Source organism: Aquimarina latercula DSM 2041 (genome assembly GCF_000430645.1).
Lineage (GTDB): Bacteria > Bacteroidota > Bacteroidia > Flavobacteriales > Flavobacteriaceae > Aquimarina > Aquimarina latercula.
Genome location: NZ_AUMK01000004.1, coordinates 288,490 through 313,483 on the forward strand (window position 1 = coordinate 288,490; position 24,994 = coordinate 313,483).

Sequence of the window (24,994 nt, forward strand, 5' to 3'; positions counted from 1 at the left end):
AGATTATGACTAAATTTAATTAAATATCTAATAATAAACTCTTGAGACTTATATTAAATTCTATTTGTCGTTTTTTTATAAAATCAACAATTGTTTGACCTATAATTCTTCTTTACAAGTATGAGAAAAAAAATTAAGGATTTCATTATCATTATCTTCATATCATTCCTTTTATTAGTAATATTAGAAGTCATCCTTGGTTTTTTTTTCGAAAACAGAAAATTTCAACATCAATCTAATAAAATAGACCGTGTCTTAGCATCCAATTCATATTCTGAAAAAGATATTCCTTTTATAAAACAGTTTTACAATGATTACCATAAGCTAACCTATGAATGGGATCCATTTACGGAATATAAACTTAAACCATATACAGGTAAAGCAATAAATATTGATGTACAAGGTAATAGAAAAACTATCAATGAAGACACTATCATAACTGATTCTACATATACTATCTATTGTTTTGGTGGTTCTACTATGTTTGGCGAAGGAGCTAGAGATATAATGACAATACCGTCATTATTATCCAAAAAATTAAAAGAAAAAGAGCCAACAAAAAAATTTCATATTACCAACTACGGTGTTCCCGCTTATAGCAGATCACAAGAAACTGCACTATTAATAGAAGCTTTAAAAAAAGGAAAAAAACCAGATATTGTTGTTTTTTATGATGGTTTTAATGAAGTACTTTTAAAACACCCTAATTATTTAAAAAACGTTAGGGAACCAATAAAACAGTCATATGATGCTATCAAAAAATCTAACAAACAATTCATATTAGCACTTAAATCAAGTAATGTTAATATGGGTATTAAAAAACTACAAAACAAATTAAAGCACGTAGAAAAAGAAAAATATGATGTCATCATAAACGACTCTATACTTGATGAAATTATAAAAGGATATAGAAATAATATTAAAATTACGGACGCTATCAGCAATCAATATCGTTTTAATATCTTTAATTACTTACAACCATCTGTTTATACCAAGAAATTAAGAACCGAATATGAAAACCTTCAATATAACAAACATGAAGGTTTAGATAAGGTATTTCATAAGTTATATCAACAATTAACAATTGATTCAATATTACAAAACTCAAATAACTTTATTAATATCAGTAACTGTTTTGACACTAGTAAAGAAAATATATTTATTGACAATTGCCATATTTCTGAATATGGTAATTCTATAATAAGTGAAATTATTGCTAATGATATTATTACATCAATTAATAATATCAACTAGCTTAGGACTTATATATCATCATTAGAACATCTCATTCAATGAATCATAATTTATTTAAAAAGAAGTACTTAATCTCTTTATTTAAAAAATTGATTTTAATATTTGGCTTTACATTCCTTCTTTTGGAAGTAGTACTAGCTATATATACGAAGAATAGCAATCTTAATATTGAAATCCCTACATACTCTTTAGAGAATACACAGAGTTTTTGGTATGACATTAATAAAAATTTTGGAACCTCTCATCTCCCAAATAATAATTATAGGCAAAAAAAAACATGCTTTGATGTAACTTATCAATCCAATTCCAAGGGTTTTAGAGATCAAGAAAGAGCTATAAGAAGTTCTAATAAGAGAGTATTGGTTCTTGGAGATTCATTTATCGAAGGTGTAGGTGTATCTAGAGAATTCAGACTATCAAATCTATTAGAAAAAGAAAAAAATATACCACATCTAAATTTTGGAATGGCAGGTAATTTTGGATCTACACAATATTACATGTTATATAAAACATTAGCTAGTTCTTACACTCATGATGCCATTTTAATAGGTGTTTTACCCGCAAATGACTTTATTGATGATGACTATGAAATAAACTTAAAAATTAATTCGGACCGATATCGACCATATCTCGTCGGAGACTATCCGCATTATTCATTGACCTATCATCTGGATAGCATCCAGAAGTCAAGAGTGCATAGTAAAAAACTTAAACCTATTAAAAAAATATTTAAAAATTTCACATATTCATACAACGTTCTTTTATATGCTAAATCAGTATTAAAACAATCTATAAAAAAAGATAATAAAATAGTATCTGAAGATGAAATTCCCGGATATTTTAATTATTCAGAAAAGCAATTAAATCGCCTAAAGTATTCATTAGAACAGATTAAATCAATAGCTGGGGAAAGAGAAGTTATGGTTTTTACAATTCCAGTATTAAGAGATATTCAAAATTATAAAAAACATAAAAATAATCCTTTAGGTAAAGAAATGTCCGCTTTTTGTAAATCTATCGGAATCAAATATTTGGATCTTCTTTTAGAAACAGATAAAATTTCCATAAAAGATTCTGAAGAACAGTTTTTAACTTGTGATGGGCATTGGAGTAAAAAAGGAAATGTTTTTGCTAAAAAACATATCCAATCTTTTTTTGATTATTACAATTAATATCCATTACATATTAATCAATTGATTAAACAACTCGTATTCTTCTGGATATTTAGATGTATCAACATCAATGTACTGTGAGTTATTAATAATTTTTCCTTCTTTTATATTAGCACTAGGATCCCCACTGGTACCTGTAAAATTAAATGTTTCATATTCCGATTTAAGTGGTGTAGACATCTCTAAAAACTCACTTATTTTATCTAAAATTACATTTGGTGCACGCACTAACTCCTCAGAATTTATAACTAAACACTGATCATTAGATAATTTTTCTCTCAGTTTTATTAGGTAAGACATCCGATCATGATAATATTTTTTTGATTTATCATCTGACCATGGTGTATAATGTTTTTTAGTAAGTGCCATAATACTAGCTACTGATGGATCAGGAGGTCGTGTTAGAATAATCACTTTAAAATTCTTTTTTTGAAAAATCTTTGGATTGGGAGTTTTCGAATTATGATTTATTTGATCTACATAGGTTTTTTTAAAAAAATTAACAGACCTATTCTTTAATAAGGTCTTAGATTTCATATAAAGTAATTTTAAATTACTCTCATATATCGCGTTACTTTCTCCAAGTCCCACCATAGTTGGGTGTGATAAAAGAATATGAGTCAACAAAGAAGACCTACTTCTCATATGCCCCATTACGAAAAGATAATCCGTTCTTTTAGTTTCCATTATAGTGTGTGAGTTTATACCTAGTATATATCATATTCTAAAAAAGTAGCTCTATTTATAATTTTTCAGGTTCTGTTTTAATAAAACTATGCTCTATCATTTTTTTTAATGAGCTCTGATAATTTATTTTTTCAGTTGGTATATGTAAGTCTACCTGTTTAGGAGGTTCGTATGGATCATCAATCCCTGTGAAATTTTTTATTTCTCCTTTTAGCACTTTTTTATATAATCCTTTGGGGTCTCTTTCTATACAACCTTCAATAGAACAATCAACATAAATTAGTTTAAAATCAAAACCTTCATTTTCTATAAGTTTCTTAGCATCTAATCTATGGTCATTATACGGAGCTATAAGAGAAACAATAACACTGATTCCTTTCTTAAGATAAGAGATCGATAGCTCGGCCGTTAAGATTAACTGTTTATGTCTATCTTCTTTACTAAACCCTAAATCACAGTGCAATGCCTTGCGCAGATCATCTCCATCTAAATGAAAGACTTTATTTTCTATACTTGAGTAGTAATTTGTTAAACCTTTTCCCAAAGTAGTTTTTCCACTACCCGACAAACCCGTTAAAAGAATAAAAACTGGTTTCAATTATGTTACTATTTTATTTTAATTATTAAAATGATCCCTCTTTTTATATGTGGTTTTTAAAATAAAGAATAGACAAAGGGTGATACAACAGAATTCTCTGTAAAAACTAATAAAGCTCCTAATAAAACTAAAACAATAATAATTGGGATCAACCAATACTTTTTTTGATGCATCAAAAACTTCAAAAACTCTAAAAATATCCCTGATTTATTCATTGCTAATATAATTTTTCATAATCGATACTTTCTTTTTTATCTATCCATCCAGTAGTCGCTTTTTTCTTATTTGTAATTCTTAAAACAAACGTAATTGGAAAAAAAAGTAAGTAATAGACTATCCCTAAAATAACAAAAGAACTGATCTCTCCCAAAATATTACCAACAAATAACCAAACGAATAGAAAAGGATAAAACAGTATTGGTAACAAAAGCGTAATTATTGACACTCCCACAAAACCAATGGTCGTATTAATCTGTTTTGCATTAAATATAAATCCATCTTTATATACAGAGACACAAAAAATTAACAATAATAGTACTAATACCAATCCTCCAAATTGTCGTTGCTTTCTTTTAGCATTACTATTATCCTGAACAATATCTATCACACCACTAATCCAACTCATACTGTATTTGTTTAGAAAGTGTTTCACTCACATTCCTATTCCTTTCTTTATATATTATATAATTACCTAATACCAACAGATCCATTTCTGTCTGAAAAAAACATCTCAACGCATCTAACGGAGAGGCAACTATAGGTTCGCCTCTAACATTAAATGATGTATTAATCAATACAGGGCAAGACGTTTTATCTTCAAAAGAAGAAATTAATTGGTGTAACAATGGGTTTTCTTCTGAAGAGAGCGTTTGAACTCTAGCTGTGCCATCTTCATGAATACAGGATGGTATTTTTTCTTTCTTATCACTTCTAAACGTAAAAAGCATGTATTTAGAAGATATACTATCCAAAAACCAATCTTTAGCTTTTTCTTCTAATACTATGGGAGCAAAAGGTCTAAACCCTTCTCTTTTTTTGATTCTCATATTCACATGCTTTTTCATATCACTATATAACGGACTTGCCAAAATACTGCGATTACCCAAAGCTCTGGGTCCAAACTCCATTTTACCCTGAAACCAACCTATTATTTTTTTGCCTTTAAGCTGATCCGAAACCTCTTCACATAACTCCTTATCATTTACTAAACTATAATCAATCTGATGTTCCTTTAAAACAGCTTCTATAGCATCATTACTATAACCAATTCCTAGATATGCTTGTTCTGGTAATGTATTATCGATATAAGTTCTCTCGTTTTTTAAATAATGATACCATCCCACGAAAGCCGCTCCCATTGCTCCTCCACCATCTCCTGCCGCTGGTTGCACCCATATATTTTTAAATATATCTTTAGTAAGCAACTCTCCATTTGCTTTACAATTTAGCGCTACCCCTCCTGATAAACATACATTGTCTGATTTAGTTATTTTCTTTGTATACCTAATTAATTTTACCAAAAAGTCCTCGGTAACTGATTGTATAGAACTTGCTACATCACAATAAAACGATGTCATTTCTTCATTTGGTTTTCTTGCCAATTGTCCTAAAACGTCGCAAAATGCTTTGTTAATTGTAGTTTTTCCTTTATCGAATGAGAAATATTTAAGATCTAAATGTATTTCTGCCTGATCTGTAATTGTAACAAAATGTTTTAATATTAACTCCTTATAAATAGGTTTACCATACGGAGCTAGTCCCATTAACTTATACTCTCCAGAATTAATTTTAAAACCGCAATACTGGGTAAATGCACTGTATAAAAGCCCAAAAGAATGTGGGTAATGTTGTTCTTTTATAATCTTTACTTCATTATTGTTACCTAAGCCTATAGTGGTACAAGCCTTTTCTCCCACTCCATCTATCGTAACTATAGCACTCTCAGAAAAAGGAGAAGAAAAGAAAGCTCCTGCTGCGTGTGCTTCGTGATGTTCAGAAAATAAAACGCTACCTGTAAATGCTAATTCCTTTTTAATAATTGCGGGAATCCAAAGTTTGGTTTTTGTCCAAGATTTGATAGATTTTCTAAAAAAAGAAAAACCAAAAGGTGTGTTAGCTTGAATAGAATTAATAATCCTATCAAATTTTAGAAAAGGTTTCTCATAAAAAACGACTACCTCGATCGATTCTATATCAATCCCTCCTTCTTTTAAACAAAACTCAATTGCTTTTTTAGGAAATGAAGGATCATGTTTTTTTCGAGTAAAACGTTCTTCTTGAGCAGCGGCTATAATTTTACCATTTTTAAGTAAGCAAGCTGCCGAATCATGATAAAACGCTGAAATTCCTAAAATATAACTCACACTCTATTCGTTTGATAATAATTCCTCTTCTAAAAAAGTACCTAAAACCTTTTGACCATACTCGTTTAAATGAGGATCGTTAAGATAATAAAGTCTTTTCTCTTTCGTATCTTTTTCTCGTAATTGTTCTAAAGGGTTTAGTAAAGTCACATTTTGATATTGTTGTATATCCAAAGAAGCTTTTTCAAAAAAACCATATTCCGTTTTCCTAAATTCAGTTTCATCAGAAAACTTTGCTCCCAATTGACGCATATTATTGAAATAAAAAGAATTTAACTGCGAACAATGTGGGGCAAAAACAATAAAGACATGAACATCAGTTGGGATTCCTTCTATAAATTCTTTTAATTCATCAATCCAAATATTATATCGGTTTTCAAAACTCCCTTCTGCTGTTACCGATTTATATAAGTATGCTGAATCCGACTGAAAATATAATTTGCTTCGCTGATTATAATCCTTTACACTAAATCTTTGATCATTAAACGTCTTATTAATTGGTGCAACGCTCGATTTAAAATGCCCCAACCGATAATTGACATAAGAACTACTCAGAAACATATCCGATACATCCCAGTATACATTTCTTATTAAGGATAATGCTTTATAATTCGTTAAATGATCGACATCTATAAGATCATTTCCTACATATACTTGATAGATAATATTTTTTGGCTGATATTTCTGTATTCGTCGATTTACAAAAGTATTAACCTGCTTCACTCCTATTCCTTGTACACCAGAATTTATAAATGTTTTATCACTAACACTTCTTAAATACGTAACATAATTACTTGTTGTGGCAGAAAAAGAATCTCCAAACACTAAATAATCTATATTCTTAGATTCGATATCATTAGCATCATTTAGAGAAGTAAACTCTGCTTTATAAAAATCAATAACAGAAAATCGATACGATAGCTCAAAAAGAAGAAACACAATAATCAGAACAATCACTGTTTGATATAACCAACTTAAAACTTTCTTCACACCTTGGGAAATTATCTAATTATCGTTTCTAAATATCACATGCTTGTAGCATAATCAGCAGCATAAATTAAAAAACATCAAAATCGTAAAAAGTTCTTTTTATCAAAATCTTCTTTAGTAATCGACTTACCATTAATTGTGGTAGTATCCCAATCTTGTGTTATTTTCCATATACCATTGATCTTTTTTAATACAATATGGAATTGTCCATACAAGTATTGTGTCTTATTATCCGCAGTTATTCCTATTTTATAAAAACCAACTTCATACGAAGTATCGTCATTGGTATGCCTACTATCGAACCAAAAATCTAATTTTATTTGTGTATTACTTTCTTTAGAAGCTTTTAGACGTTCTACATTCTTACTCTTAAATACATTCTTGGTATCAATCCCTTCTGGTGTAACACGTAAAACTTCATCTGCATATATCTCGTTTAATAATACTGCGTCCAATGATTCATACGCTTTCTGGAATGGTTTCCAAACGGTTTGATCGATTTGCTTTTGGATTTCTAAACTATTCACCTGTCCGAGCATAATCGAACTAAAGAACATAAAAACAGGAATAAAAAATCTAATCATAATATATGTATTGGTAAAAGTATAAAGTTAAAACTTTCTTTAGTTTTAAAAACATAATCACTTACAAACAAAAAAACCCGCTGTTATAGCGGGATTTAAGATTCTATATTTTATTAAAATTACTTACTCAAGTACATCTTACGTCTTGAATATAGATCGTAAAACTGATCATCTTTAAGATCATCAATAAACAAAATACTTTCTCCAGTACTCTTCATCTCTGGTCCAAGTTTCTTATTTACATTCGGGAACTTATTAAATGAAAATACAGGCTGTTTGATTGCATATCCATCCAAATGTGGTTTGAAATCAAAATCCGTAACCTTCTTCTCTCCTAACATTACCTTAGTAGCATAATTTACATATGGTTCTCCATACGCTTTCGCTATAAAAGGTACTGTTCTAGAAGCTCTTGGATTTGCTTCTATGATATATACAACATCATCCTTTATAGCAAACTGTATATTAATCAATCCAACCGTATTTAATGCTAAAGCAATTTTATGCGTATGGTCCTTAATTTGTTGCATAACAAATTCTCCAAGGTTAAATGGTGGTAAGGTAGCATTAGAATCTCCTGAGTGTATTCCGCAAGGTTCAATGTGCTCCATGATACCAATGATATATACATTCTCTCCATCACAGATTGCATCTGCTTCGGCCTCTATAGCTCCATCAAGGTAGTGATCTAATAATAATTTATTATTCGGTATTTTGCGCAACAAATCAACAACGTGTTCTTCTAATTCTTGTTTATTGATCACAATTTTCATTCCTTGACCACCAAGTACATAAGATGGACGTACTAATATTGGAAAATCTAAACGATCTGCAACCTCTAAAGCTTCATCAGCCGTTTCGGCAATATCGAACTCTGGATAAGGAATGTTATTTTCTTTTAATAAAGTAGAAAAACTACCTCTATCCTCTGCTAAATCTAGTGATTGATAGGTTGTTCCAATAATCTTAATTCCATATCGATCAAGCTTTTCAGCAAGTTTTAAGGCTGTTTGCCCTCCTAACTGAACGATAACACCTTCTGGCTTTTCGTGACGAATGATATCATATATATGTTCCCAGAAAACAGGCTCAAAATATAATTTATCCGCTGTGTCAAAATCGGTAGAAACTGTTTCAGGATTACAGTTAATCATAATTGTTTCGTATCCACATTCTGCAGAAGCCAAAACTCCATGAACACAACAGTAATCAAACTCAATACCTTGACCAATACGATTAGGACCAGAACCTAATACTACTATTTTCTTTTTATCTGTTACAACACTTTCATTAGCAACAATAATCTCTCCGTCGGCTGTCTGTGTTTCCGCTTCGAAAGTAGAGTAAAAATATGGCGTTTGTGCTTTAAATTCAGCAGCACAAGTATCTACCAACTTATACACTCTATTGATTCCTAACTCGTCTCTTTTGTTGTATACTTCACTTTCATAACAACCAAGCATATGAGCGATCTGTCTATCAGCAAATCCTTTTTGCTTAGCTTCTAGAATCAAATCTTTGGTTAATGATTGGATTGTATACGTTGAGATTTCTTTTTCTAATAAATATAATTCTTCATACTGCTTTAAGAACCACATATCTATTTTAGTAATCTCGTATATCCTACTAAGCGGAATACCCATTTGGATTGCATCATAGATCACAAAAACTCGATCCCAACTAGCGTTGGTAAGTTTTTCTATTATTTGATCGTAATCTTTATATCCTTTTCCGTCTGCTCCAAGACCATTTCTCTTAATCTCTAGAGACTGAGTAGCTTTATGTAAGGCTTCCTGAAAAGAACGTCCAATTCCCATTACTTCACCTACTGCCTTCATCTGCAGTCCTAACCTTCTATCAGATCCTTCAAACTTATCAAAATTCCAACGAGGTATTTTTACGATTACATAATCTAATGTTGGCTCAAATAAAGCCGACGTAGATTTTGTAATTTGATTATCTAATTCATCCAATGTATAGCCAATTGCTAATTTAGCCGCTATTTTTGCAATAGGATATCCTGTAGCTTTAGAAGCTAATGCCGAAGAACGAGATACGCGTGGATTAATCTCAATTGCTATAATATCTTCATTTTCATCTGGACTTACAGCAAACTGCACATTACATCCTCCTGCAAACTCTCCTATACTTCGCATCATATGAATTGCCATATCACGCATACGCTGATATGTTTTATCACTAAGAGTCATTGCTGGAGCAACGGTAATAGAATCACCTGTATGAATCCCCATAGGATCCATATTTTCGATCGCACAAATAATTACCACATTATCATTAGCATCTCTTAATAATTCTAATTCATACTCCTTCCATCCTATCAATGCTTTATCAATCATTACTTCGTGGATAGGAGAAGTCTCTAACCCTCTAGTCAATAATTCATCAAACTCTTCTTCTTTATATACAAAAGATGCCCCAGCACCTCCTAGTGTATAAGAAGCCCTTATTACTAAAGGAAAACCAAACTCCTGAGCAATTTCTTTCCCTTTTAGGTAAGATCCTGCAGTAGCTTGTGGTGCCATTCCGATTCCGATCTTAAGCATTAGCTCTCTAAACTTCTCACGATCTTCTGTTATATTAATGGCATCTATATCTACACCTATTATCTCTACATCAAAATCTTTCCAAATTCCTTTCTCATCTGCTTCAATACAAAGATTTAAGGCAGTTTGACCTCCCATAGTTGGCAGTACTGCGTCTATGTTTGGATGATTTTTAAGGATTTCGATAATAGATTTGGTATTCAATGGTTTCAGATATACATGATCTGCCATTGAAGGATCCGTCATTATAGTTGCCGGATTAGAATTTATCAATATGGTTTCTATTCCATCTTCACGTAAAGAACGTAAAGCTTGTGATCCGGAATAGTCAAACTCACATGCCTGGCCAATAATGATTGGTCCTGATCCAATGATCAATATACTTTTGAGTTTTTCGTTTTTTGGCATTTTGGTGTTGGTATTGAAATTTAAAAAATAATTTAGGAATCAACTAGATATAAAAAAAGGCGTTACTCCTAAAAGTAACACCTTAAATATTTTCGTCGCACTACAATCATTAGTGCTTATGTCTTAATTCTGAAGAAACAGATAGCTTCTTTCTGCCTTTAGCTCTTCTACGAGCAAGGACCTTTCTACCATTAGCAGAAGCCATACGCTCTCTAAAACCGTGTTTGTTTTTTCTCTTTCTCTTCGATGGTTGAAACGTTCTTTTCATTGCTATCTATCTTTATATATCTTCTTGAAATCTCTTTTTTGTAAAACTAGTTGGAATCTCATCCCAAAACTGCGGGCAAATATACGAAGAGTTTTTACTTTCACAAACCTAAATATCAAAATATTTATAATTGTTTTTATTACCTTTGCCGCGACAAAAAAAATAATACATTTTATGTACAACAAAAACATTAAATTAGTAATTGCAGCATTAATTGTTGGTACTGCCATTTGGCAAATGATAGAAGGATATATTGGAAATGGAATTATGCTGATTTTACTAGCTTCGATTTTTGTCTTTTTATATTTTAAAAACGAATTAATTTTACTTTCATTCTTAAGATTACGTAAACAAGATTTTCCAGGAGCAAAAAAATGGTTAGATAGAATTAAGAACCCTGAAAGTGCTCTTACCACTAAGCAACAAGGATATTACAACTATCTTTTAGGTATTATGTTATCACAAACAAATATCACGCAAGCAGAAAAATATCTCAAAAAAGCTATAAAATTAGGGCTATCCATGAATCAAGATTTAGCCGTTGCTAAACTTAATCTTGCAGGTATTGCCATGACCAAAAGAAGAAAAAGAGAAGCTCAAAATTTACTTACCGAAGCTAAGAAATTAGATAAGCATGGTATGCTAAAAGAGCAAATCACTATGATGAAACAACAAATGAAAAAGATTTAGGCACACTAATTGTTCTTATAATTACGTTATCTAGTAGTTCAAAGGGTAAAATAAGGGCAGTACTAAATCTAATAAATAATGTTTTAAGACACTAAAACTGTTATTTTTAAAGACTTTATAGTACATTAGCTCGCGTAATAAAGTTGTAATGAAGAAAATATTAATTCTAGGAATACTTTTTTTATATATAGGAAATGTTTTTGGACAGCTAGAAAGAAAGATTCCTTTTTCAATTGCTGTTGCAGCCCATATCAAAAAATATAATTTAAAAAGTAATGAAGCATACAAGGATCAAGATCTAGAATATGCTAAATTCTTATTTGATTCACTTGTTCAAAATCATCTGGTTGGAACTTATATGGATGATTTTAAGATGAGTCCTTTAAAAGGAGAACCAATCTCTTTTAAAGAAATTGAAAAACCTATATTCTTAATTACATATGCCACTTGGTGTGTTCCTGGTATTGGAGAAATACCAGCATTGAATGACTTATCGGATAAATTTCATGATCAAATAGATTTCATTGTCTTATTCTGGGACACAAAAGAGAGACTGAAGGAAAAAGTTGGTGAGTACAGTGAAAACATTCAACTATTATATGTTAATGAACTTACTAATCAAAATTCTTATATCATTAACAACCTGAAGCATTCTCTTGGATTCCCTATGATGTACTTTATGGATAGCGATAAAAAATTGTTAGATATTCGTAAAATTGTTACTCATCATTCTAGCGAAACTCTCAGTAACTCTTATACAATACATTATAATTCTCTATCTAAAGGGGTTTCTCTTTTAATAGCTGATCTTGATGCCAAAGGTGCATTAGCTGTTCCTGCGGAGGAAGATAAAAAAGAGCTTAAAGTTAAAGGTGACTCAAGAACACAAGAAGAACGCGATATAGATGAAGAATATGAGCGTTATAGACGAGAGAAAGATTCTTTAAACGAGAGGAAACAATAGATAAGAATTATTTATATCTTTGTTTATTTCCCAAAAATCATTTTTAAGGCCACGAGTAAAAGAATCCCACCAAAGATTTTTTTCAAAGTCGTTTGATTTAGAGAAACTGCAAACTTACTTCCCAAATAGCCTCCTATAATAAAAGTAATCGCCATTATAGCAGCGAACTTCCAATTTACGTGACCTTCTTTATAGTAGTTAAAAGCCGCCAATAAAGTTACAGGAACAGAAAGTACCGCAAGACTTGTACCTTGTGCTTGATGCTGTGTAAATCCAACCCATAATATCAATAAAGGTATCATTACTACACTACCACCAATACCCATAGTGCCGCTAAGAAAGCCAGCCAATAACCCTATAACTACTAATGAAATAATTGTCATTGTATCCATACTACAATTTTACAATAATTGTAGATATGGCAATATAAAATGTAGAAATAATTTAGGTAAACACTAGATATTATTGTCCTAGTCCAGTTTTATAATACCCTTCTCTTGGAATTTTAATTAAATACTCCTTTCCGGTACCATTATTAAGATGAGTTTCACGCAACCAAGGGTTATGTAATTTCAAAATCTTATAATTGATATTATATTTAGCTGCGAACTCATTAAAATCTACTATTGGCTCATCAACTAAAACATTAAAAGTAGGAATATACTCGTATAAATCATTTTTAGTAAAGTTAAACCCATACTTTTTAGGATTACTTAGGATCTCTTTTACTGCTGTAATTCTAAAAACATACCTTCCTGTTTCCTGACCTAAAAGAAGATCGTAATATGTAGTAGCATTTTGTCTTTTTAATTGCTTATTTATTCCTCCAGGACCAGCATTATAAGCTGCTGCTGCCAAAGTCCAGCTTCCAAAACGCTTTTTAGCATTCTTTAAATACTTACAAGCAACTCTTGTTGACTTTTCGATATGATAACGTTCATCTACATTGTTGTTTACTTCTAAACCATATTCTTTTCCTGTATTTTTTAATATTTGCCAGAAACCGGTAGCTCTAGCTGGAGAAACAGCCTGAGTTAAACTACTTTCTATAACTGCTAAATATTTAAAATCATCTGGAACGCCTTCTTCTTTCAATATTGGCTCTATAATCGGAAAATACTTATTCGCTCTTTTAAAAAGCAATAAACCATTCGATTGCCAATAGGTGTTAACCAACAACTCCCTATCCATTCGTTCTCGAATATCTGGATTTTCTACAGGAACTAATTCTCCTGCAAAATTCATGTTATCAGGCATAGGAACTGCATAGACATTGTAGTCGTTAATCAATTTTTCTTCTAAAAGTTCCTGGGCAATTGGCTTCTGAGGTTCTTGTTGTGTAGCATTTACTAAAATTCCAAAGGTAAATAGCACACCTAAAAAAACTAACATTTTTTTTATCATCTTCATCTTTAAGTAGGTTTTATTGGGGAATAAATTCTTAAGTTTCCAAAATAATGTAAAATATTGGAATATTGGCTATTAATTCTCAATTATTTCTGGAAGATGCTTGTTAAACCAACGCGCTCTATTAATAATCATCACATGAGTTCCCTTTTCTACAGTTATACAGTTATCAATGTAAGAGATCGGAAAAACGATATCTTTACTACCATGTATATGAACAATTCCATCAATAACCTCTTCTTGATCCCAACAAACTATCTTCTCGATTGCCCAATCCAAATAGGTTTTGTCATTTACAGATAAATATTTTTGATACATCGCAGCTCTCTTTTTTGCAAAATCACCAAACGCCAGTTTCTCCCAATTATCTATTTTAGAAACTAATGATGTTGGCATCAATTTATACGCTTTTGTCTTTCTTACTAATCGCATTCGCTTAGGGAGTTCATGTTTTGTCTTAACACTAGAAATTACAACTAGTTTACTAACATTAAGGTACTTACTCATTTCTTGAACCATAATACCACCAAAAGAAACACCAATAAGTACACATTTCTTATGTTCAACTTCTTCACACATTCGTTTTGCGTAAGACTCCATTGATTCATTTTTTTTGGGAATCTTCCACGGAATGGTATATGTTTTATATTTTTCTTCTGAGAGATTTATATATTCAAAAATAGATACGTCTGCAGCCATACCAGGAACAAAATAAACATGGGTAACTTCCTTCATACTAGGTATTTTAACAATGGTTTATACGTTTTAAAGTTCTAATTTTCTTATCTTTGCAGCTCAAAACTATAGTAATACTTTATCAGAAAAAAGTAAACAGGATATTAAATTATTGTAAAAGGGAAAATTTTAACTAACAAATCTTAGTTAGGCTAAGTAAGGAATACTAAAATTTAATCTACACAATATCTTAATTTTTTATAATTATTATCAGATTTCTGACAAAGAAAAATTATGAGTTTTAGAACCCATTTTAATTTTTATCAATAGTAAATTAAAAAAAATATGGAGAACATGAGCGATGTGGAATTAGAAATAGTAGACAACGAATTTTTAAGACAATTCGAAACTACTATTGAAGGTCAAAAATCAAAGATCGAATATGCTCAACAAGAGAGAAAAATATTCCTTACTAAACTCGTGATGAGCGAGGAGCAAATGGAAAAGGGATATTCCGAAGAATTTATAGTAGCTGTTTTTAATATTATCGAAGAACGTAATATTAGACTTGTTCCTACAAGCCCTATTATCGCAAAATTCATGCGAAAGAATAGAAGAAAATACAAAGATTTACTTCCTGTTGGAATCAACATATAGAAGTATCTTTAGAAACATAAAAAAACCTGCTATTCAGCAGGTTTTTTTATGTTCTATTAGTACTAATTTATCTAGTATAGACAAAAAACAACTCGTTTTCAGCCTAACAATCACACATACTTTTGAATCCTTAAAGCGGTATTACTTTAAAAACTCAAACCGCACCAAACCATCATCATCAATATCTGTTAGCTGTACGGGACATAATGTATTTACATAAGAAGGGTTCCAAGGCATCTTTACCTTTACATAATTCTCTGTAAATCCATGAATATATCCTTCTTTATTTTCTGACTCAAACAATACAGTTCTTTCTGTTTTCAATTGACTTTCATAAAAAGCTCTACGTTTTTTAACAGACAAACCTCGTAACATTTTACTTCTCTTCTTTCTTACATCTTGCGGAACCACATTATCCAACGAAGCCGCTACTGTATTCTCTCGTTCGGAGTAGGTAAATACATGTAGATAAGAAATATCCAATTCGGATAAGAAATTATAAGTATCTAAAAAATGATCATCTGTTTCTCCAGGAAAACCAACAATCACATCAACTCCAATACACGCATGAGGCATCACTTCTTTTATTTTTCGCACGCGATCTACATACAAGTCACTTAAATACCTGCGACGCATTAACTTTAATATCTCGTCACTACCAGACTGCAATGGAATATGAAAATGAGGTACAAATGTTCGTGATTTTGACACAAAATCAATCGTCTCATTCTTTAAAAGATTAGGTTCTATAGATGAAATACGAAGTCTTTCTATACCATCTACTTCATCAAGAGCTTGTACTAATTCATAAAAAGTATGCTCGTGCTTCTTATTACCGAACTCTCCTTTTCCATAATCACCAATATTAACTCCGGTAAGTACTATTTCTTTAATACCTTTTTCAGAAATCTCTTTTGCATTTTTCAACACATTATTTAATGTATCACTACGAGAAATACCTCTTGCTAATGGAATTGTGCAATATGTACATTTATAATCACACCCATCCTGAACTTTTAAAAAAGCTCTCGTACGATCACCAATAGAATAACTCCCAACATAAAAATCTGCTTCCTCAATTTCACAAGAATGAACTTCTCCAAACTCATTCTTAGACAAGTCATTAATATAATCAGTAATTTTAAACTTCTCGGTAGCACCTAACACCAAATCCACTCCATCTACCGCAGCCAACTCTTCTGGCTTTAATTGTGCATAACAACCAACTGCAGCTACAAAAGCATCTGGATTTACTTTTTGAGCCTGTTTTACTATGGTTTTAAATCTCTTATCAGCATTTTCTGTTACAGAACAGGTATTAATCACATAGATATCGGCATTTTCAGAAAAATCTACACGATCAAAACCCTCATTCGTAAAATCTCTAGCTATAGTAGAGGTTTCCGAAAAATTCAGTTTACAACCTAAGGTATAAAAAGCTACTTTCTTTCTCATCAACAATTATGAAGTCATTTCTGCAAAGACAGAAATCTATTTATATTTACACTTGTTTTTAACCAAAAGATCCCGACCTTCGTTAGTATCGTAATTAAAAGCCGTCAAAGATACCAACAATAATCCGTTTACTAAAATTGAAAATCAACCAATCAACTTATATAATTCACTATTTAGCAATAGTTTACCTCTGCACACTGTGCTTTTCTTGCGGAACCCCTTCTGAAGAAAACAAAGATCATCTAGTATTTAGATATAATGAATACTCTAACACACTTACCTTAGATCCAGCATTTGCTCGTAACCCATCTATTATTTGGCCTACTAATCAATTATTTAATAGCTTAATTCAACTTGATGATTCTTTAAACATACAACCCGATATAGCCAAAAACTGGAAAATTTCTGATGACAATTTAATTTACACCTTCACATTAAGAAACGATGTAAAGTTTCATAAACATGCTGAATTTAAAACTACAGATAGTACAAGAATCGTAACTGCTAATGATTTCAAATACAGTTTTGATAGATTAAATGATCCAAAAGTAGCATCTCCCGGAAACTGGGTTTTAAAAAATGTAGACACGTACAAAGCAGTCAATGACACAACATTCCGGATACAATTAAAAAAGCCATTTCCAGCATTTTTGGGTTTAATGAGTATGCGCTATTGCTCAGTAGTTCCAAAAGAAATTGTTGAATTTTACGGAAGTGACTTCAGAGCGAATCCAATTGGCACCGGTCCTTTTAAATTTAAATTATGGGAAGAGAACGTTAAATTAGTCTTACGTCGTAATGAACTATATTTTGAAAAAGACAAGAACGGGAAACAATTACCATACTTAGAGGCTGTAGCTGTAACATTTTTACCAGACAAGCAAACAGAATTTTTACAATTTGCGAAAGGAGAAATTGATTTCTTAAATAGTCTGGATGCATCTTACAAAGATGAATTATTAACTCCAAGTGGAAAACTTAGAGATAAATATAAAGATCAAGTAAACTTATCCAAAGGACCATATCTAAACTCCGAGTATCTTGGATTCTACTTGGATGGAGATAAAGATGAAGTAAAATCCGAACTACTACGCAAAGCTATTAACTATGGTTTTGACAGAGAAAAAATGATTACGTATCTAAAAAATGGTGTTGGAACTCCTGCCACGAATGGTTTTATTCCAAAAGGTTTACCCGGTTTTAATAATCAAAAGGGATTTACCTATAACCCAAAAAAATCTCGTAAACTCATTAAAGAATATATCAAACTTACCGGAAACCAAAACCCAACCATTAGCATTGCAACCGATAGTAATTATCAAAGTATTTGTGAATTTATACAACGTGAACTAGAAAAGATTGGCCTTAACATTATTGTAGATGTGATGCCGCCATCCACCATCAGAAAAAAGAAATGGAGCGGAGAATTAGATGTATTCAGAGCGAGTTGGATTGCGGATTACCCAGATGCCGAAAATTTCTTATCACCATACTATAGCAAGAATTTTACACCTAACGGTCCTAATTACACACATTTTAAGAATGAAACTTTTGATCGATTGTATGAAGAAAGCTTTTCTATTAAGGATATAAAAATACGGGAAGCGTATTACGCTAAAATGGATTCGATTGTAATTGCCCACGCTCCTATCGTACCTCTGTACTACGATCAAGTAGTTCGTTTTACCCGGAAAAATGTAAAAGGATTAACCAATAATCCGCAAAATTTCTTAGTTCTAAAACGCGTTTGGAAAGAAAAATAACTCTTTTATAATTCCTCTAAACGAAGAACAAAACACTTTATCGACTAAAAAACACACTTAATCGATGTTTTTTACTATATTCGCCATCAATTAATATTATTTTAACCAAAATCTTATGAAAAAAACCTATGTATTTGCCTTAGCATCCTTAATGCTAGCAGCAGTATCTTGTAGTGACGATGACTCTAACCCAGGAATCGTAACAGTTACTCCGGATCCAACAGAAGAAATCTCTCTTAATCCTGATGACGTATCTGGAGGTATTATCATTGACAACGGAACGCAAGTTTCTGGAAATGCACCAACACCTACTGGAACACTACCTTTTAGCTTAGACGAAACTTCGCAATCTGGTTTTCAGAAAAATGGTTTCGATATTACTTTTGACGCACCATCTAATTATGCAGGAGCTTATATCCAGGTGCAATCCGAAGGCGGAACAACAGCTGATGAATACTGGAATGTTTCTATTCCTGGTAGATCAAATGTAACTTCCAATGAAAAGAAAAGAAAAGGGCTATTTAGTAAGCACATAAGCAAACAGATCTCTAAACAAAATGATCAAGAAATTAATATTGATGTAGATTTTGAAGACACTGTTAGCCCAGGTAAATTTTGTTACTTAATATGTATTTACGATACTGATGGAAACATTAGCCAACCGGTAGAAGTATGTGTAGAAGTTGAAGCGTGGGGAGGAAACCCTAACTTAGTTGGTACTTGGAACCTTACTAAAGAAGAAATCACATATGAAGGAGAAACAGATACCGATACTGTAGGTGAAGAAACATGCGATTCTGCTACAATTAACTGTACAAATGATTCTAGCCTTACTATTGAAGATGCTTACTGTTATACAATTGACCTAGCAACAATTACATTTAATACTGATGGTACATTATCTGAGACATTTAAGGAGACAAGTAGAGATTATGATTATACCAATTCTAGAGAAAATTGCGAAGCAACTTATTTAGACGAAGAAGAATATAACTATTCAGCTACAGGATATTGGGCATATGATGAGGAAGAGTCATTATTAACTTTAGTGGTTTTTAACGAAACTATTGACGGAACGACTACAAATTACGAAAACGGTGATGCATATTCTATTACTCTTGAAGAGGTAACGGGTACTACATTTACCATAAATGATCCTGGAGAAGAGGCTATTAAGTCTTTCTTTACTAAGCAATAAGAATAAGAAAAATGCTATAGTTTATAAAACATATATGCAAAATCAAATTTAAGAAAGGTAGTAATAAAGAATATTACTACCTTTTTTTGTAGAAAAAAAATAAATTTTATTACTCATAACTTTTACGCCACGTTTTGGTTTCTTCAAAAATATGTTCTAAGATTTTCTGATCTTCTTCAGTTAATTCAATACTGCGTCGAGACATCACTACTTTTGCTACTTCAAAAGCTTTTTTGGTCAAATACGTAGTAAAACCACTACTTCCTCCCCAACTATAACTAGGCACAAAATTACGTGGAAATCCACTTCCGAATACATTAGCATTTACTCCTACTACAGTTCCCGTATTAAACATTGTATTAATACCACATTTAGAGTGATCTCCCATCATTAATCCACAAAATTGTAACCCTATTTTTGCAAAACCTTCAGTTTCATAACTCCATAATCGCACTGGAGCATAATTATTTTTAAGATTTGATGTATTGGTGTCTGCACCAAGATTACACCATTCCCCTAATACTGTATTCCCTATAAAACCATCATGCCCTTTATTAGAATATCCAAACACCACAGAATTACTAACCTCTCCTCCTATTTTAGAATGGGGGCCAATTGTAGTTCCTCCATATATTTTAGCGCCCATTTTTACAGTAGCATGATCACACAACACAAAAGGCCCTCTGATTAAACTCCCCTCCATAATCTCTGCATCCTTACCAATATAAATAGGTCCTGCAGAAGCATTGAGCGTAGTAAACTCTAATTTAGCACCTTCTTCTAAAAAAACTTTTTCTGGTGCAATTACATTATTACTTTCTGGTATCGCTTGACTTTCTCTATCCTTAGTCAACAAATCAAAATCTTCTTTGATTGCCCGTTCATTTTTAGAAAAAATATCCCAAGTATATTTAACCGTAAACACATCGTAATTATATTGTATCACTTCATACACATCAAAATCTACCTCTTGATCTTCTTTTGCATAAAAAGCAATTGGCTCATCATCATAAAAAATAGCTTGATCTGACTCTAAATTTGAAACCATCCTTACCAAATTTTCTGTTGGAAGAAATGAAGCATTGATCATCACGTTCTCCTCTAATTCTACCATTGGATATTTCTCACTAAGATAATCCTCTGTAATCGTAGAAGTAGCATACCCTAAATATTTTTCCCATTTCTCTCGAATGGTCAAAATTCCTATTCTAATATCAGCAACAGGTCTGGTATACGTAAAAGGAAGAAGTGAATGTCTGGAAGCTCCATCAAAAAGAATATAATTCATAACTCTAAAAGTGAAAAATTTGTATTGCGAATCAAAAATACGGTAACGTATAAAAACAAAAAAGCCTTTCTGAAAAGAAAGGCTTCTTAAAATCGTTATGTACTAAATTACTTTTTGAATTTAGCATATTTGTTTTTGAACTTGTCGATACGTCCTGCAGTATCTATAAGTTTTGATTTACCTGTATAGAAAGGATGAGAAGTTCTTGAAATTTCTAATTTCACTAACGGATACTCAACACCATCAACTTCAAGTGTTTCTTTAGTATTCGCAGTAGATTTAGTTAAAAAAACCTCATCATTTGACATATCCTTAAAGGCAACTAGTCTGTAATTATCTGGGTGAATATCTTTTCTCATTTATATTATATTATCATTTTCGAGGTGCAAATTTAAACATTTTTTATAAAATAGCAAGATTAAATAAAATAATTTATTTGAATTAATCATCTCCATTTTGTTCATTTTGAACTTCACATATTAATCTAGAAAGTACACCAAAGAATAATGAACCCACCGCACTTGAAAATGCACAATCATCACCATCATTCTTCATTCGAACACTTTTTTCATTCTTTAAAGAAAAGTATTCCATCACAAAAGTTCTCAATTCCTCTTCGGATAAATTTAAATTAACTACGTAATGATACAGCATAACAAAATCCTCACTTTGTTGACTTAGAAATTCTTGTTCCAAAAGTTCTAACTCTTCTTCCGTATATCCAGAAGAGTTTTTGGATCTTAATTTTATCTCTTCTATAATTTTTTTATAGCTAGCAGAAGGTTGAACTTCTTCAGCAAAAGTTTTTACCAAACTTTTTACTTTAAGATCTTTTTCTTGATCTGATAATTGATTATTTTCTTCTACTGAACAAGATGTAAATAAAACAAGCATAAAACTAGCTACGTAAAGTAATTTTGTTTTCATATTATTAAATTTTGGGAGTTAAAAAGCTAAAAAAACAGCTAAACTACATTTCTACTTTTATTATCTTTGACTTGTAAAAAACAACAAAAACGATGGTTTAACCGTAATTATATAACGTAAATGTAGTCTTTTTTTATCAATTTTTGATCTAAAAAGTAAAAAACAACTCTCTTGTTATTAACATTTTAGTATATTTGATGGGAGAAAACAGTTTAACAACCCAAAATAAAACAATGAAGAGTAAGAGTATTCCTATAAAAACATATATCCTAAAATATGGTGCTTTTTTAGGAGTTATTAGTGTTATTTTTAGCCTTGTTATCTATTTAACTGGATATTATACTAATCAAAATCTTTTTCATTACTTAATTCTTTTTTTAATAATCGTTTTTAGTAATATGTTAGGCTTAATAGCTTACAAAAAGAAAAATGAATTCATTAGTCTAAAGGAAGCCTTAAAAATTGGAATTGGAATAACGATGCTAGGAGGATTAATTGCTATTCTTTGGAAAATAATGTTAATGCAAGTAATTGATCCTGAAATAATTACTCAACTAGAAAACAAACAAATTAAACGAATTGCAGAGGTTTCTAAAGATTTGACTCAAGAAAATATTGACAGAAAAATAGCCATTACCCAAAAGTTTACTTCTCCTCTAGTATTAATCGGGATAGCAATTGTCGAAAATTTCTTTATTGGATTTTTCCTATCACTAATCGTTGGACTTGTAATAAGAAAAAAAAGAGATCCTTTTAAGTAAACCAGCTCCACACTAAATTATACATACATATTAATATTTTTCTGAGCAAAATGTAACAAATTCGTAAATTTGTGTACTTATGTGTTATATCTAAATAACCAAAACTATATAATTATGGAAAAATCTGTTAAATCTAATGCGATATCTCTTGGGGTGATTTTAGGAGTAGTCCTATCACTTGTAACTGTTCTTGCCTATACTGTATATCAAGGAATGTATACTAATTGGATGGCCGGAATTGGTATATCTGTTATGATTATTGTATTCGGTATCGTATCTGCAGTAAAAAGCAGAAAGTTACTAGGAGGTTTTATAGACTTCAAAAAAGCATTTACTTCTTATTTAATAACCGTTGCCATAGGAACATTAATTAGTACAGTTATTACTATTTTAATATATGTTGCAGTTGATCCAGATGCAGCCACGGCTATTAACGAACAAATTATAGAATCTACTGTTGGTTTCATGGAAAAATTCGGAACACCAGAATCAGAAATTGAGAAAGCGGTAGCAAAAATGCAAGAAGAAAATCAATTTAGCCTTGTTAATCAAATAAAAGGTTGGTTCTGGGGAATGCTTATATATATCATTATTGGATTATTAGCTTCTTTAGCAATAAAAAAGAAAGAACCTTTATACTAGAACACACATAAAGTAAAAAATACAATTGGATTGCCTAAACGGCAATCCAATTTTTTTATGTAATTTTCTATAAATGGAATACCTATATTTGTCAACCAAATCATTTTACTAAATTATCAATGGGGGTTTCTCATAAAAATTTTCTTACTTATATTATTACCATAGCTATATCCACCGGTATCGCTAGAGTAGCGTTGGATTACCTATCAAGAATATTAAACATATCTCCCATCTTATATTATCTTACTTTTTTGATCGCGTTGATATTGGAGATTGTTATCATTATATATGTAATCAAAAAGTATAAAACACATAAAAGTGTATTAAATATTACTGATGCATTAAAAGTTGGGATTATAATAATGGGTATAGTTGGCTTATGTTACTGTTCTATGGCATATATATATGATGTTTATATAGATCCTGATTTTCAAACTAATATGACATTACGTTTTACAGAACAGTTTACTCCCGAGCAATTGGATCAGGTAAAACAAAATTTAGAAAACCAAGATAGTAGTAAATCCTATATCGGTGTAATCATGTATACCATATGGTTCATATTTATTGGAGCTGTGATATCATTAATTGCAGGTTCTGTTTTTAAAACTAAAGTAGCATCATCATAGTATGGATATTTCTGTAGTCATACCATTGCTTAACGAGCAAGAATCACTTACCGAACTTTATAATTGGATTGTAAAAGTTATGCAATCCAAGCAATATACGTATGAAATTCTTTTTATTGATGATGGTAGTACCGATAAATCGTGGGATACTATTACCTCTCTATCAAAACAAGATCAAAATGTAAAGGGAATACAATTCCTTAAGAATTATGGTAAATCGCAAGCGTTACATGCTGGTTTTGCAGAAGCGCAAGGTGATGTAATCATTACTATGGACGCAGATCTACAAGATAATCCAGAGGAGATTCCGGAGATGTATGATATGATCATTAAAGATGGATACGATTTAATATCTGGTTGGAAAAAGAAACGATATGATTCTGTAATTGCTAAAAATTTACCCTCTAAACTTTTTAATGCAGCTGCAAGAAAAACATCTGGTTTAAAGTTGCACGATTTTAATTGCGGATTAAAAGCATATAAAAATCAAGTAGTTAAGCAGGTAGATGTTCATGGAGAAATGCATCGTTACATACCTGTATTAGCAAAAAATGCAGGATTTAATAAGATCGGCGAAAAAGTTGTTTTACATCAAGCGAGAAAATATGGTAAAACTAAATTCGGGATGAACCGTTTCGTAAATGGGTTCTTAGATTTGATCACCATTTGGTTTATGTCACGTTTTGGAAAACGACCTATGCATTTCTTTGGTCTGATTGGTACAATTCTTTTTATAATAGGGTTCTGTTTTTCATTATATTTAGGGATAGATAAACTCTTTATAGAAAAAACAGGAAGATTGATAGCCTCGCGACCAGAATTTTATATCGCTTTGACATCGATGATACTAGGAACGCAGTTTTTCTTAGCTGGCTTTCTAGGAGAAATTATGTTAACCAGCAAACGTGATAAAGAACGATATCATATTTCTGAAAAAATACATTTATAACCCTCTATTGTATAATAAAAATATAAACGAACACCCCTTTTATCATTAGATTATTAAATAACTTAAATTTAACGTGGATCTTCCTTTTTACAGGAATTTTC

Annotated in this window: 27 protein-coding genes; 11 read left to right on the forward strand and 16 right to left on the reverse strand. The window is 31.2% G+C overall.

The window, feature by feature from the left end:
• The first annotated feature begins 120 nt into the window (after nt 1-120).
• Nucleotides 121-1,254 (forward strand): SGNH/GDSL hydrolase family protein, encoded by a 1,134-nt coding sequence (locus tag H526_RS0105325; protein WP_027392038.1) that lies wholly within the window; start codon nt 121-123, stop codon nt 1,252-1,254.
• 38 nt (nt 1,255-1,292) lie between these two features.
• Nucleotides 1,293-2,426: an SGNH/GDSL hydrolase family protein gene (locus H526_RS0105330; RefSeq protein ID WP_027392039.1), complete on the forward strand. Its 1,134-nt coding sequence runs from the start codon at nt 1,293-1,295 to the stop codon at nt 2,424-2,426.
• A gap of 6 nt (nt 2,427-2,432) precedes the next feature.
• On the opposite strand, the gene H526_RS0105335 is transcribed toward H526_RS0105330, so the two are convergent.
• The 9 genes from H526_RS0105335 to rpmH form a co-directional block, all read right to left on the reverse strand.
• Nucleotides 2,433-3,113, reverse strand: a complete 681-nt coding sequence (locus tag H526_RS0105335) for a sulfotransferase (protein WP_118385569.1) — start codon at nt 3,111-3,113, stop codon at nt 2,433-2,435.
• A gap of 55 nt (nt 3,114-3,168) precedes the next feature.
• Nucleotides 3,169-3,711, reverse strand: a complete 543-nt coding sequence (gene cysC / locus H526_RS28385; protein WP_035084546.1) for an adenylyl-sulfate kinase — start codon at nt 3,709-3,711, stop codon at nt 3,169-3,171.
• 56 nt (nt 3,712-3,767) lie between these two features.
• Nucleotides 3,768-3,926 (reverse strand): DUF5989 family protein, encoded by a 159-nt coding sequence (locus H526_RS32305; RefSeq protein ID WP_256439425.1) that lies wholly within the window; start codon nt 3,924-3,926, stop codon nt 3,768-3,770.
• A gap of 2 nt (nt 3,927-3,928) precedes the next feature.
• Complete coding sequence (locus tag H526_RS0105350) at nt 3,929-4,336, reverse strand: SxtJ family membrane protein (RefSeq protein ID WP_027392041.1); 408 nt, start codon at nt 4,334-4,336, stop codon at nt 3,929-3,931.
• A complete protein-coding gene (locus H526_RS0105355) occupies nt 4,323-6,074 on the reverse strand; it encodes a carbamoyltransferase family protein (protein ID WP_027392042.1) in 1,752 nt (583 codons plus the stop codon). Before H526_RS0105355 ends, H526_RS0105350 begins: the two co-directional genes overlap by 14 nt.
• Nucleotides 6,075-6,077: 3 nt before the next feature.
• Nucleotides 6,078-7,064 (reverse strand): hypothetical protein, encoded by a 987-nt coding sequence (locus H526_RS0105360; RefSeq protein WP_027392043.1) that lies wholly within the window; start codon nt 7,062-7,064, stop codon nt 6,078-6,080.
• A gap of 77 nt (nt 7,065-7,141) precedes the next feature.
• Complete coding sequence (locus H526_RS0105365; RefSeq protein WP_027392044.1) at nt 7,142-7,648, reverse strand: nuclear transport factor 2 family protein; 507 nt, start codon at nt 7,646-7,648, stop codon at nt 7,142-7,144.
• Between the two features lie 119 nt (nt 7,649-7,767).
• A complete protein-coding gene (carB, locus tag H526_RS0105370; RefSeq protein ID WP_027392045.1) occupies nt 7,768-10,620 on the reverse strand; it encodes a carbamoyl-phosphate synthase large subunit in 2,853 nt (950 codons plus the stop codon).
• A 109-nt stretch (nt 10,621-10,729) separates the two neighbouring features.
• Entirely contained in the window at nt 10,730-10,888 is a 159-nt protein-coding gene (gene rpmH / locus H526_RS31420; RefSeq protein ID WP_081414554.1) for a 50S ribosomal protein L34, read from the reverse strand.
• Between the two features lie 174 nt (nt 10,889-11,062).
• On the opposite strand from rpmH, the gene H526_RS0105375 reads away from it, so the two are divergent.
• Nucleotides 11,063-11,578: a membrane protein gene (locus H526_RS0105375; RefSeq protein WP_027392046.1), complete on the forward strand. Its 516-nt coding sequence runs from the start codon at nt 11,063-11,065 to the stop codon at nt 11,576-11,578.
• 148 nt (nt 11,579-11,726) lie between these two features.
• On the forward strand, nt 11,727-12,542 hold the full coding sequence (locus H526_RS28390) for a TlpA family protein disulfide reductase (RefSeq protein ID WP_051335992.1): 816 nt from the start codon (nt 11,727-11,729) through the stop codon (nt 12,540-12,542).
• 23 nt (nt 12,543-12,565) lie between these two features.
• Here H526_RS28390 and H526_RS0105385 read toward each other — a convergent pair whose 3' ends face one another.
• From H526_RS0105385 to H526_RS0105395, 3 genes are all read right to left on the reverse strand, one after another.
• Nucleotides 12,566-12,934, reverse strand: a complete 369-nt coding sequence (locus H526_RS0105385) for a sulfite exporter TauE/SafE family protein (protein WP_027392047.1) — start codon at nt 12,932-12,934, stop codon at nt 12,566-12,568.
• Nucleotides 12,935-13,004: 70 nt separating this feature from the next.
• The gene (locus tag H526_RS0105390) at nt 13,005-13,952 is read right to left on the reverse strand and encodes a lytic transglycosylase domain-containing protein (RefSeq protein ID WP_027392048.1); all 948 of its coding nucleotides are present in this window, start codon (nt 13,950-13,952) and stop codon (nt 13,005-13,007) included.
• Between the two features lie 72 nt (nt 13,953-14,024).
• Nucleotides 14,025-14,684, reverse strand: coding sequence for an alpha/beta hydrolase (locus tag H526_RS0105395; protein ID WP_035084552.1), 660 nt, complete (start codon nt 14,682-14,684; stop codon nt 14,025-14,027).
• A gap of 294 nt (nt 14,685-14,978) precedes the next feature.
• Here H526_RS0105395 and H526_RS0105400 point away from each other — a divergent pair, with 294 nt between their 5' ends.
• Nucleotides 14,979-15,281 (forward strand): N-acetyltransferase, encoded by a 303-nt coding sequence (locus H526_RS0105400; protein ID WP_027392050.1) that lies wholly within the window; start codon nt 14,979-14,981, stop codon nt 15,279-15,281.
• Nucleotides 15,282-15,422: 141 nt separating this feature from the next.
• Here H526_RS0105400 and mtaB read toward each other — a convergent pair whose 3' ends face one another.
• The gene (gene mtaB, locus H526_RS0105405) at nt 15,423-16,736 is read right to left on the reverse strand and encodes a tRNA (N(6)-L-threonylcarbamoyladenosine(37)-C(2))-methylthiotransferase MtaB (protein ID WP_027392051.1); all 1,314 of its coding nucleotides are present in this window, start codon (nt 16,734-16,736) and stop codon (nt 15,423-15,425) included.
• Between the two features lie 137 nt (nt 16,737-16,873).
• Here mtaB and H526_RS0105410 point away from each other — a divergent pair, with 137 nt between their 5' ends.
• Both H526_RS0105410 and H526_RS0105415 read left to right on the forward strand, forming a co-directional pair.
• On the forward strand, nt 16,874-18,499 hold the full coding sequence (locus H526_RS0105410; RefSeq protein WP_245591186.1) for an ABC transporter substrate-binding protein: 1,626 nt from the start codon (nt 16,874-16,876) through the stop codon (nt 18,497-18,499).
• A gap of 115 nt (nt 18,500-18,614) precedes the next feature.
• Nucleotides 18,615-19,697 (forward strand): hypothetical protein, encoded by a 1,083-nt coding sequence (locus tag H526_RS0105415; RefSeq protein ID WP_027392053.1) that lies wholly within the window; start codon nt 18,615-18,617, stop codon nt 19,695-19,697.
• 109 nt (nt 19,698-19,806) lie between these two features.
• Here the strand turns inward: H526_RS0105415 and H526_RS0105420 are convergent, their stop codons facing one another.
• The 3 genes from H526_RS0105420 to H526_RS0105430 form a co-directional block, all read right to left on the reverse strand.
• On the reverse strand, nt 19,807-20,985 hold the full coding sequence (locus H526_RS0105420) for a GlmU family protein (RefSeq protein WP_027392054.1): 1,179 nt from the start codon (nt 20,983-20,985) through the stop codon (nt 19,807-19,809).
• Between the two features lie 107 nt (nt 20,986-21,092).
• Nucleotides 21,093-21,344: a type B 50S ribosomal protein L31 gene (locus H526_RS0105425; RefSeq protein WP_027392055.1), complete on the reverse strand. Its 252-nt coding sequence runs from the start codon at nt 21,342-21,344 to the stop codon at nt 21,093-21,095.
• 82 nt (nt 21,345-21,426) lie between these two features.
• A complete protein-coding gene (locus H526_RS0105430; RefSeq protein WP_027392056.1) occupies nt 21,427-21,912 on the reverse strand; it encodes a hypothetical protein in 486 nt (161 codons plus the stop codon).
• Between the two features lie 233 nt (nt 21,913-22,145).
• Between H526_RS0105430 and H526_RS0105435 the strand changes: the two genes are divergently transcribed.
• From H526_RS0105435 to H526_RS0105450, 4 genes are all read left to right on the forward strand, one after another.
• Entirely contained in the window at nt 22,146-22,673 is a 528-nt protein-coding gene (locus tag H526_RS0105435) for a DUF4199 domain-containing protein (protein ID WP_162144476.1), read from the forward strand.
• A 114-nt stretch (nt 22,674-22,787) separates the two neighbouring features.
• Nucleotides 22,788-23,315 (forward strand): DUF4199 domain-containing protein, encoded by a 528-nt coding sequence (locus H526_RS0105440; RefSeq protein WP_027392058.1) that lies wholly within the window; start codon nt 22,788-22,790, stop codon nt 23,313-23,315.
• 119 nt (nt 23,316-23,434) lie between these two features.
• A complete protein-coding gene (locus H526_RS0105445) occupies nt 23,435-23,944 on the forward strand; it encodes a DUF4199 domain-containing protein (RefSeq protein ID WP_027392059.1) in 510 nt (169 codons plus the stop codon).
• Between the two features lies 1 nt (nt 23,945).
• Nucleotides 23,946-24,893, forward strand: a complete 948-nt coding sequence (locus H526_RS0105450) for a glycosyltransferase family 2 protein (RefSeq protein ID WP_027392060.1) — start codon at nt 23,946-23,948, stop codon at nt 24,891-24,893.
• Nucleotides 24,894-24,994 lie beyond the last annotated feature (101 nt).

Coding starts and splice junctions, on each gene's coding strand:
- H526_RS0105425 (WP_027392055.1), bottom strand. CDS start 21,344: ATGAGAAAAGATATTCACCCAGATAATTACAGACTAGTTGCCTTTAAG.
- H526_RS0105385 (WP_027392047.1), bottom strand. CDS start 12,934: ATGGATACAATGACAATTATTTCATTAGTAGTTATAGGGTTATTGGCT.
- H526_RS0105330 (WP_027392039.1), top strand. CDS start 1,293: ATGAATCATAATTTATTTAAAAAGAAGTACTTAATCTCTTTATTTAAA.
- H526_RS0105335 (WP_118385569.1), bottom strand. CDS start 3,113: ATGGAAACTAAAAGAACGGATTATCTTTTCGTAATGGGGCATATGAGA.
- H526_RS0105365 (WP_027392044.1), bottom strand. CDS start 7,648: ATGATTAGATTTTTTATTCCTGTTTTTATGTTCTTTAGTTCGATTATG.
- H526_RS0105375 (WP_027392046.1), top strand. CDS start 11,063: ATGTACAACAAAAACATTAAATTAGTAATTGCAGCATTAATTGTTGGT.
- H526_RS0105420 (WP_027392054.1), bottom strand. CDS start 20,985: ATGAATTATATTCTTTTTGATGGAGCTTCCAGACATTCACTTCTTCCT.
- H526_RS0105400 (WP_027392050.1), top strand. CDS start 14,979: ATGAGCGATGTGGAATTAGAAATAGTAGACAACGAATTTTTAAGACAA.
- mtaB (WP_027392051.1), bottom strand. CDS start 16,736: ATGAGAAAGAAAGTAGCTTTTTATACCTTAGGTTGTAAACTGAATTTT.
- H526_RS0105395 (WP_035084552.1), bottom strand. CDS start 14,684: ATGAAGGAAGTTACCCATGTTTATTTTGTTCCTGGTATGGCTGCAGAC.
- H526_RS0105415 (WP_027392053.1), top strand. CDS start 18,615: ATGAAAAAAACCTATGTATTTGCCTTAGCATCCTTAATGCTAGCAGCA.
- H526_RS0105350 (WP_027392041.1), bottom strand. CDS start 4,336: ATGAGTTGGATTAGTGGTGTGATAGATATTGTTCAGGATAATAGTAAT.
- H526_RS0105325 (WP_027392038.1), top strand. CDS start 121: ATGAGAAAAAAAATTAAGGATTTCATTATCATTATCTTCATATCATTC.
- carB (WP_027392045.1), bottom strand. CDS start 10,620: ATGCCAAAAAACGAAAAACTCAAAAGTATATTGATCATTGGATCAGGA.
- H526_RS0105430 (WP_027392056.1), bottom strand. CDS start 21,912: ATGAAAACAAAATTACTTTACGTAGCTAGTTTTATGCTTGTTTTATTT.
- H526_RS0105440 (WP_027392058.1), top strand. CDS start 22,788: ATGGAAAAATCTGTTAAATCTAATGCGATATCTCTTGGGGTGATTTTA.
- H526_RS32305 (WP_256439425.1), bottom strand. CDS start 3,926: ATGAATAAATCAGGGATATTTTTAGAGTTTTTGAAGTTTTTGATGCAT.
- H526_RS28390 (WP_051335992.1), top strand. CDS start 11,727: ATGAAGAAAATATTAATTCTAGGAATACTTTTTTTATATATAGGAAAT.
- H526_RS0105390 (WP_027392048.1), bottom strand. CDS start 13,952: ATGAAGATGATAAAAAAAATGTTAGTTTTTTTAGGTGTGCTATTTACC.
- H526_RS0105435 (WP_162144476.1), top strand. CDS start 22,146: ATGAAGAGTAAGAGTATTCCTATAAAAACATATATCCTAAAATATGGT.
- H526_RS0105445 (WP_027392059.1), top strand. CDS start 23,435: ATGGGGGTTTCTCATAAAAATTTTCTTACTTATATTATTACCATAGCT.
- H526_RS0105450 (WP_027392060.1), top strand. CDS start 23,946: ATGGATATTTCTGTAGTCATACCATTGCTTAACGAGCAAGAATCACTT.
- rpmH (WP_081414554.1), bottom strand. CDS start 10,888: ATGAAAAGAACGTTTCAACCATCGAAGAGAAAGAGAAAAAACAAACAC.